Origin of the sequence: Streptomyces sp. NPDC096311, assembly GCF_044763085.1 — a bacterium.
Classification (GTDB): domain Bacteria; phylum Actinomycetota; class Actinomycetes; order Streptomycetales; family Streptomycetaceae; genus Streptomyces.
In genome coordinates, this window is record NZ_JBIWFN010000060.1 from 1 (window position 1) to 7,557 (window position 7,557).

General features: G+C 68.2%; 8 protein-coding genes. 3 read left to right on the forward strand and 5 right to left on the reverse strand.

What is annotated here, in order from left to right; translation table 11 throughout:
• Positions 1–172 precede the first annotated feature (172 nt).
• Entirely contained in the window at positions 173–910 is a 738-nt protein-coding gene (locus ACIRA5_RS53440) for a class I SAM-dependent methyltransferase (protein WP_403705926.1), read from the forward strand.
• Positions 911–1,041: 131 nt separating this feature from the next.
• Here ACIRA5_RS53440 and ACIRA5_RS53445 read toward each other — a convergent pair whose 3' ends face one another.
• Entirely contained in the window at positions 1,042–1,218 is a 177-nt protein-coding gene (locus ACIRA5_RS53445; protein ID WP_360263798.1) for a hypothetical protein, read from the reverse strand.
• Between the two features lie 585 nt (positions 1,219–1,803).
• On the reverse strand, positions 1,804–2,502 hold the full coding sequence (locus ACIRA5_RS53450; RefSeq protein WP_403705930.1) for a TetR/AcrR family transcriptional regulator: 699 nt from the start codon (positions 2,500–2,502) through the stop codon (positions 1,804–1,806).
• Between the two features lie 108 nt (positions 2,503–2,610).
• Here ACIRA5_RS53450 and ACIRA5_RS53455 point away from each other — a divergent pair, with 108 nt between their 5' ends.
• The gene (locus ACIRA5_RS53455; RefSeq protein WP_403705933.1) at positions 2,611–3,765 is read left to right on the forward strand and encodes an FAD-dependent oxidoreductase; all 1,155 of its coding nucleotides are present in this window, start codon (positions 2,611–2,613) and stop codon (positions 3,763–3,765) included.
• Here ACIRA5_RS53455 and ACIRA5_RS53460 read toward each other — a convergent pair.
• Positions 3,736–4,848, reverse strand: a complete 1,113-nt coding sequence (locus ACIRA5_RS53460) for an IS630 family transposase (RefSeq protein ID WP_403705936.1) — start codon at positions 4,846–4,848, stop codon at positions 3,736–3,738. The genes ACIRA5_RS53455 and ACIRA5_RS53460 overlap by 30 nt on opposite strands.
• A 78-nt stretch (positions 4,849–4,926) precedes the next feature.
• Between ACIRA5_RS53460 and ACIRA5_RS53465 the strand changes: the two genes are divergently transcribed.
• On the forward strand, positions 4,927–5,448 hold the full coding sequence (locus ACIRA5_RS53465) for an ATP-binding protein (RefSeq protein WP_403705938.1): 522 nt from the start codon (positions 4,927–4,929) through the stop codon (positions 5,446–5,448).
• 109 nt (positions 5,449–5,557) lie between these two features.
• On the opposite strand, the gene ACIRA5_RS53470 is transcribed toward ACIRA5_RS53465, so the two are convergent.
• Positions 5,558–6,574, reverse strand: a complete 1,017-nt coding sequence (locus tag ACIRA5_RS53470) for a tetratricopeptide repeat protein (protein WP_403705941.1) — start codon at positions 6,572–6,574, stop codon at positions 5,558–5,560.
• A gap of 245 nt (positions 6,575–6,819) precedes the next feature.
• Positions 6,820–7,557 (reverse strand): GntR family transcriptional regulator (locus tag ACIRA5_RS53475; protein WP_403705944.1); only part of this gene is annotated, 738 nt, incomplete at its 5' end.

Below are 7,557 nucleotides of genomic sequence, written 5' to 3' on the forward strand. Positions count from 1 at the left end.
ACGTCTTGTGGGCCATGATCCGCGACGGCGCGTGCTACGAAGCCCTACCAACCGTCACGACAGCGGCTTGACATCGTCATTGGGAAGTTCTTTAAGGTCCGGCCTCGAACGATGCTCTGAGGGTGCCCGTAAAAGGTGCGTCACGCGGCAAGCGCTGGGACAGGATGGACGGGTGATCGATTACGACGGCGAGGCCCGGGACTACGACGCGTCCCGAGGTGGTGAACCGAGAGCCCGGGCTGCGGCAGATGCGGTGGAACTGCTACTGCCGCAAGGACCTTGCATGATCCTGGACATCGCGTGCGGCACGGGCATCGTGACCAGAAGACTGCTGCGTTCGGAGCGGGCGGTGGTGGGCGTCGACCGTTCGCCCGGGATGCTGAGCCTTGCCGGGCAGCGGGTGCCGGGAGGTGTCGTGCGCGGCGACGCCACGCGGCTGCCCTTCGTGTCGAACGGGGTGGACGCCGTCGTGATCGTGTGGTTGCTGCATCTGCTGCCGGACCCCGCATCGGTGCTGGCCGAGGCGGCCAGGGTGCTGCGGCCTGGCGGGGTGCTGATCACCACCGTCGACAAGGACGACGCGTACTTCGTCGAGGACAGTGACATCGCTCAGGGCACGGCGGACTTGCGGCGCCAGTACGCACCCCACGTGCCCGATCATTCCGGCCGGGTGCTCAGTTGGGCGGCGGAGCTGGGGCTTGGGCTTGCAGGGCAGATGGTGTTCCCCGGAACAGGGCAGGGCCGCAGCCCGCGCAGGTGGCGCGAGGTGATCGAGGCGGGCCACATCCCCTGGTGCACGCAGGCGTCCCCGGGCCAGGTGACCGAGGTGTGCCGACGGCTCGCCGCACTACCGGACCAGGACGCGGCACGCCCGGACCCGCTGTACCGTCTCATCGCCTTGAAGGCGTGACGTTGCGCCGGCTGAGCTGAGGGGATGCTCCAGAAGTCGCAGGAGTTCGCGGCGAGCGGCAACAGGATGTACTTGCCCTTGGCCGACTGACGTGACGAGGGGGCAGACCATCGGGCCTGCCCCCTCGCTACCTACTTGCCCTTGGGCTTGTGCTTGGTCTTGTCGACCAGCTTCCACCCCTGGCCCGCCTTCGGAGTCGGCGGCAGGGGCTTGCCCTGTACGGCGGTCACTTCGCTACCGCCTCCAACCGGACGGTACTGCCCGGAGTCGGGGGCCGGGGTGCCAGGGTTGATCTTCTTTGCGGCCATGATGATCACCCACCCTTCAAGCTGGACACGAGCCTGAAGAGCCGTGAGGCTTCATGAAGAAGCCGACTCCATGTAGGGTCAACAGGCGCCTCGAAACGCATATTGACCCCAGCTCAGGCGGGTGCCGACCCCAACTCGGTGCATCCGGGCTGGGGTTTTTCGCGCTGCGGGTGATCGTACCGTGTCTGTCGTCAAAAAACCTGCATCAACCACAACTTGTGGGTTTGTCAGCTCCACTCGCCACTACATGTTGTGTCTGTCGGTTGCTGCGGGTCAAAATCACCAGTTTATCGGCACCCACTGACAGCGAACCCGTCCAGCGACGCGAGGCGGGGGCGCGGTGCGACTTTTCGAGATAGGTGACACCTGATCTTGGTGGTTGGCACCACCCTGAGAAACGCCGAAGTCGTACCGGATTTCTGCTGTGCCGGTTCCTGCGGCCCGCACAGCGCTAAGCGGTCTTGGCGATTTGCGGTGCGCTTTGGGTAGGTGGCCCGGCAGGTCCCCAAGTCGGCCTCGCCCGGGAGCTGACCCGTCAACAGACGCACGCATCTGAGGATCAGAAGAGGACCTCACCGAAGCCGCTTAGCGCAGGGTTGAGATGCCGGCGAGAAAGATGTCCACCCCGACGAGGAACTGCTCGCGATCGTCGTGCTCGCCCAACTGAGTCGCCGCCGCGTGCACAAAGGGGTACCGGGCCGGGTCGATCTGTGCCCATTGCGTGGCGGCGTTCTCCAGGAAGGTCTCTCGGCCCGTGTCGCTGCCCGCGCGGAACCGTGCGTTCGCGGCGTTCTGCGCGGCGACCCCGAGGACGTAGTTCACGAGCGTGCCGGCCGCGTCGAAGCGCTGTTCCTCCGGAACATCGAGGGCGTCCAGCAGGCGGCCGACGCCCTCGTAGAAGTCCAGCAGCGCGGGCCGCCACGGTTGGCGGGAGAATTCCGCACCGACCCAGGGGTGGGCGTCGATCGCGTCGAACAGACCGAGGGCGAGGGCGCGCAGAGCCGCTCGCGGATCCGCGTCGGCGACCGCGCCGGCGACCGCGCCGGACATCACGCCCGTGATGACCTCGTCGGCGGCCGTCGCAAGCAGATCACTCTTGTCCGCGACGTGGTGGTAGATCGCCCCGTAGCCGGTGCTCAGGCGCACGGTCAGTGCGCGCAGCGTCAGCGCCTTCTCGCCGCCACTGTCCAGCATCTCGATCGCGGCCTGGATGATCAGCTCCCTCGACAGGCTGTCCGTCCGCCGCGGAGCCCGGGCGGATTCCTTCGCTGTTCTCTTCACCATGACCCCAGCATCGCACGAATGGATTGTCGATCCAATTTCGTGTTAGCGTGATTGGAGTGGTGATCCAATGGGCGCCACGGCACCCCGCAGGAAGCTAGGGAGGACACCATGACGACACCTGTCACGATCATCGGAGCAGGCCTGGGTGGCCTGACGCTGGCCCGTGTGCTGCACGTGCACGGCATCCCGGCCACGGTCTACGAGGCGGAGCCCGCACCGGACGCCCGCCGCCAGGGCGGCCTGCTCGACCTGCACCCCCACGGCGGGCAGGCCGCTCTGAAAGCGGCCGGACTGATCGAGAAGTTCCAGAAGCTGATCCTCCCGGGCCGCGAGGCGTACCGGATCATGGATCAGGCGGGGAACTTGCTGCTCGACCTGCGCGACGACGGAACCGGCGAACGTCCGGAGGCACCGCGCGGCGAACTGCGGCAGATGCTCCTCGACTCCCTGCCCGCCGGCACCGTCCGCTGGGGCCGCAAGGTCACCGCTGTGCGGGCCCTCGGCGACGGCCGCCGCCACCAGGTCGACTTCGCCGACAGCACCACCGCCGTCGCAGACCTGCTCATCGGCGCCGACGGAGCATGGTCGCGCGTACGACCGCTGCTCTCGAAGGCCGCTCCGGAGTACTTCGGCGTCTGCAGCGTGGAGACGTTCCTCTTCGACGCAGAAACCCTCCACCGCGCTTCCGCGGAGGCGGTCGGAGCCGGCTGGCTGTTCGCGCTCGCACCGGGCAGGGGACTGCTGGCCCACCGTGAAGGCGGCGGAACCCTGCACACCTACGCGCAGCTGAAGAAGCCCCAGGACTGGTTCACCGACTTCGACACCACCGATGCCGCAGCCCTCACCGCACGGGTTGCGAGGGAGTTCGACGGGTGGGCTCCCGCACTCACCGCCCTGATCACCGACAGCAACACCCCGCCGACCCTGCGCCCCATCTTCACGCTGCCGGCCGGGCACCACTGGGACCGCGTGCCTGGCGTGACCCTGCTCGGCGATGCCGCCCACCTCCGGGCTCCGAACGGAGAAGGCGCCAACCTGGCTATGCAGGACGGGGCCGAACTCGGCCGAGCCCTCGCCGCGCACCCCGGCGATACGGAGACCGCGCTCGCCGCGCACGAACGAGCCATGTTCGCCCGCGCCGCCGCGGTGGAAGCGGACGACGACGGCTTCTACACGACCATGATCGACGACCGCGCGCCCCACAGCTTGCTCTCCCTGATGACCGGAGCCGAACTAAGCGGCTTGGGTGAAGTTCGCTGCTGATCCTCGGATGCGTGTCTGTTGGCGGGTCAAGGCCCGGTCGACGGCGGCTTCGATGGCGTCGATGCTGGTGTGGGCGCGGTCGGGGTAGTCCTCGTACTTGGCCGAGCGCCAGATGCGTTCGATGGCGTTGAGCTCGGGGCTGCGGGGCGGCAGGTAGAACAGGTCCACCCCGATCCGCGCCAATTGGTCGCGGCGGCCCTTGAACGCCTTGGCCACGTGCGCGGAGGCGTTGTCCAGCGCCACCGTGCACGGGCGGGGTCGCCGCCACACGGGCACTGACGCGCCGTCGGCGGCCAGGGCCAGGGCAGCGGCCCCGCCCGGCAGGCCAGCCAGCTCGGAACAGACGAACTCCAGCAGCACCCCGGCGTCAATCTTCCCCGCGGCGCACTCCCACAGCAGGTCGGGAGCGGTGCCGACGAATAGGGAGCCGAGCACGTTGACTCGCCGGTCGCGGGTGTCCTCGCGGGGCACCACGGCACGCTGTCCGGTCCGCGACCAGGTGTAACCGGTGGGCATGGTCGGCGCGAACCCCGACTCGTCGAGGAAGATCAGGTCGCGGGTACCCGCAGCGGCCTCGGTCCGTAAGTCCTCTAACTGGGCCCGGGCAGCCTGCTGGAGGACCTCGTCGGCGAGGTGCCGAAGGCTGTCGCGGGTGCGCTTCCATCGGAAGCCGTCCCGGTGGAGCAGCACTGACAGCCAGGAGGAGTCGAGATCCACCCCGCGCTCGAGCCGCAGCCACTGCGCCAGTCCCGGCAGCGTCCAAGTCCGCCCCATGGCCGCGGAGTCGTCGAGCATCGCCTCCAGCGCGTCCAGGTCCTCCCGTGCCCAGCACGGCGGCCGGCCCGGACGCGGCGCGTCCGCCAGGGCCTCGATCCCGCCGCCGGCGAACCGGTGTAGCGCCTTGCGCACGGTAACCACGTGTTTGACGACGATCAGCGCGATCTGCGGTACCGTCCGGCCCTGCGCCGACAGCCGCACACACTCCAGTCGCATCCGCTCGTTCACGCTCAGATCCCGCGCCCTCAGCCGCCTCCCGAGCTCGACCTCCTGCACCCCCGACAACTCCACACGCAATGGGTTCATCACCACGCCCGCGCCTCCTGCCAGGCCGCCTACCCAAAGCGCACACCAAATCACCAAGACGGCTTAGCGTTGGGTTCCATGATCGTATGGCTCAACGGCACCCACGGCGCAGGCAAGACGACGACCGGTGCACTCGTGCAGCAGTTGATCGCGGATTCACGGGTGTTCGACGCCGAGAAGGTCGGCGAGACACTCATGGACATCACGCCAGGGCTGCCCTGGACGGGCAACTTCCAGCACTGGCCGCCGTGGCGGCCGCTCGTCGTCGAGACCGCCCGCCGCGTACTCGACTACACCGGCGGCACTCTGGTGATGCCCATGACCGTCCTGGTCGAGGAGTACTGGCGCGAGATCAGGACGGGCCTCGCCCAACATGCCATCCCGGTACGGCACTTCGTCCTCCACGCTGACCAAGACACCCTCCGGGGACGCATCGAGGGGGACACTGTTCTTGGCCCCTCCCCATTCCGTCTCGAATACCTTGAGCCCTACGCCGAGGCGGCCCGAACATGGCTACATGACGAGGCCGAGGTCGTCGACACCACGGACCTCACGCCCGCCCAGGTCGCCCTACAGATCGCAGAAGCCGTCAAGAGTTGAGGTCCACGCGCCAGGGGCCCAGCTCAGCCCAGCACCGCGGTCTCATCTGCCCCGAAAAGTCGCACGGGGCAGTAGACCGGCCTGCGCAGCGAGATGGTCAATGCTTGGCCTAGAACGGGAGCTCAGGCTGAGTGGTGCCTCGCTTGATGGTCATGATCCGCTCGTGGAAGTCGCGTGAGGCGGCCTCACGGGGATACCGGGAGCGGAGTTCCTTGTCCAACTCGTCGGCGACTAAAAGCAGGGAGGGGAGCGACTTGCGGTCGGCGGCAAGGGCCGTGGTGCCCATGCCTACGGCCTCTTCTATGTCCCCGGTACGGGCGGCCGCGACTCCGAGCGTGAGGCGGGCTTCTGCGGCGCGCATGGGAGATATCTCGGTCCCGCCAGGCCCCGTGCTGATGCGGATCACTGACCGGGCGTGGGCGGCGGCGCGTTCGTCGTCTCCGAGTAGGCGGTACGCGTCCATCTCGTAGAAGTCCCACTTGTCCGGGTCGATGATGAAGTGGTGCTCGGGGTGATCCGGGCGGGGTAGTCGGTCGAGCCTTGCGCGTCCGGCGTCCAGGGAATCGCGCACTAGGCGGGCGTCTCCCATGCGGGCGGCAGCGCGTGCCTTGTGCGCGTACAGCTGTACGCCGACGGAGTGCGTCTGGTCAGCGGAGTGTCCGGCTTCGACGGCGCGGAGCATGTCGTCCCAGCGACTTTGGGTGAGGGCGAACCATGCTTCGATCTCCCACGCCCATGCCTTGATCTCTCCGTGTCCGGTTTCATCGCCGATCCGGAGCGCCGCGGCTTTGCTGAGGTTGGCGGCCTCTCGCTGGCCCCGGTCGTACTGAACGCACGCATTCAGCAGGAACAGCCAACCAGCGTCAACGAGAAGCTCTCGATGCTGGCGCAGGGTCATGCGGCCTTCGAGCTGCTTGGTGACGTACTGCAAGCCGTTCCGGGTGCGCTGGTGGAGATAGTCGGCATCGGCGTACGGATAGGCGCGGGCCAATTGGTCGATGCCCTGCTCGATCGACTCCAGGGCCGCGCTGTTGATGCTGGACATCTCGGTCCGCCGTAGCAGCTCGGCGACGTCCCAGAGTCCCGCACCACCCTGGGCGAGCAGGGTGCTTGGGTCATCCGGCACCGAGATAGTTGCCCCTCGCTCCACTTCCCACGGACGTGGAGCCAGTCCCGCAAGGTGGCCCGGAATGCGTAGTCCATCCACCACTTCAAGGATTTTGCGGTGCTGCGTGATCCGAGGGCGAACGCCCTTGCCGTCGGTCTCCGGCGGCCACGCCGCACGCCCGGCCGGGGCGGCCGGGCTGCCCGGCGCGCCGCAGGCGCGCCCTTGAGGAAGTGAAGAGGAATTCGACCGATCGCCATCGGCCCTCAGTCGCGGGCGCGTTGCGCGGGCTCTTTGTCGGCGGTGATCCGGTAGGCGAGTTCGGCACGGTCCGCACCGACGCGGAGCTCTTCGAGAATCAGCGGGCGGCCGCTGGTGCCGTGGGTGATGCGGGCCAGGTGCAGGATCGGTGTCGCGTCCGGGAGCTGGAGGGCGGTCCGCTCGTCGGGAAGCGGCATCCGGGCGCGGACCGTTTCCGACCACCACAGCTTGTGTCCGGCCTGGGTGAGCAGCCAGTAGGCCGAGGCTGGGCGCTGGTCCGGGTCCTCGGCCAGCAATGGGATTCCCTCGGCGACCTCGAATGGAATCAGCGTGCGGTGCATCGCCCGGGTGCCGCTGGCGGGGTCGATGAGCAGTCGATCACAGCCGAAGAGGGCTTCCTCTGCGCTGAGTTCGAGGAGCTGGCCGGTGGCCGTGGTGGTGTGTGTGCGGTACGGGGTCTGCTCTTCAGCCTCGTCCCAGACGGCGCCGTCGGGCATCACGAAACGCCCCTCCGCCGTGCGGCTCACGCGGCGGTAGAGGGTGACGGAGGGCTGTCCGTCGGAGCGTACGAAGCTGCCCTTGCCGTGCCGTACCTCGATCAGGCCTTCCGCTCGCAGGGCGGCGACGGCGTTGCGGACGGTGGGGCGGGAGACCTTGTAGCGCTCGATGAGCTGGGCCTCGGAGGGCAGCGGGGCGCCTGGGTCGAACTCGCCCTTCAGGATCGCTTCCCGGATCGCGGCGGC

Coding starts and splice junctions, on each gene's coding strand:
- ACIRA5_RS53445 (WP_360263798.1), bottom strand. CDS start 1,218: ATGGCCGCAAAGAAGATCAACCCTGGCACCCCGGCCCCCGACTCCGGG.
- ACIRA5_RS53450 (WP_403705930.1), bottom strand. CDS start 2,502: ATGGTGAAGAGAACAGCGAAGGAATCCGCCCGGGCTCCGCGGCGGACG.
- ACIRA5_RS53455 (WP_403705933.1), top strand. CDS start 2,611: ATGACGACACCTGTCACGATCATCGGAGCAGGCCTGGGTGGCCTGACG.
- ACIRA5_RS53460 (WP_403705936.1), bottom strand. CDS start 4,848: ATGAACCCATTGCGTGTGGAGTTGTCGGGGGTGCAGGAGGTCGAGCTC.
- ACIRA5_RS53465 (WP_403705938.1), top strand. CDS start 4,927: ATGATCGTATGGCTCAACGGCACCCACGGCGCAGGCAAGACGACGACC.